1 protein-coding gene is annotated in these 556 nt (G+C 50.0%); it reads right to left on the reverse strand.

Annotation, left to right across the window (positions count from 1 at the left end):
- The coding region (locus tag ACWHAR_RS30720) for an aminotransferase class V-fold PLP-dependent enzyme (RefSeq protein WP_452088890.1) at positions 1-556 on the reverse strand (556 nt) is incomplete at both ends.

Here is a 556-nt window from a genome sequence, read left to right on the forward strand (position 1 = left end):
TTTGATGTTGCTTTATCCCGGCGGATATGCTGCTCCCTGGCTTGCAGGGTAAGCACAAAGCCTCTTTTTCCGTTTTCGTCTTCCGTTTGTCCGACGAGACGGCCCGGCACCTTTCTCATTAATTTTTTAGTAACGGCAAAAAAGCCGCAATGCGGGCCGCCGTATGCTGAAGGAATGCCGAAAGGCTGCGCATCACCGACGACGATATCAGACTGAAACTTGCCCGGCGGAGTGAGAAGACCTAGCGCCAGCGGGTTGGCTGAAACAATAAACATGGATTTCCCTTGATGAGTGATAGGCTCAATATCCTTTAATGGCTCGATCCGGCCGAAAAAATTCGGGTACTGAACGATCACTGCGGCTGTGTTCTCGCAAACGGTTTGGCGCAATGCATCAAGATCCGTAACGCCATCCGCAGCGGGTACTTCAACAACATCAATATACTGACCTTTTGCGTACGTTTTCAGCACTTCTCGCGATTCAGGATGCACGGTTTTTGACACAACGATTTTTTTCTTTTTCGTGTGGCCTGAAGCTAGCATTGCTGCTTCCGCCA

It is taken from the genome of Bacillus sp. LR--39 (genome assembly GCF_053613335.1).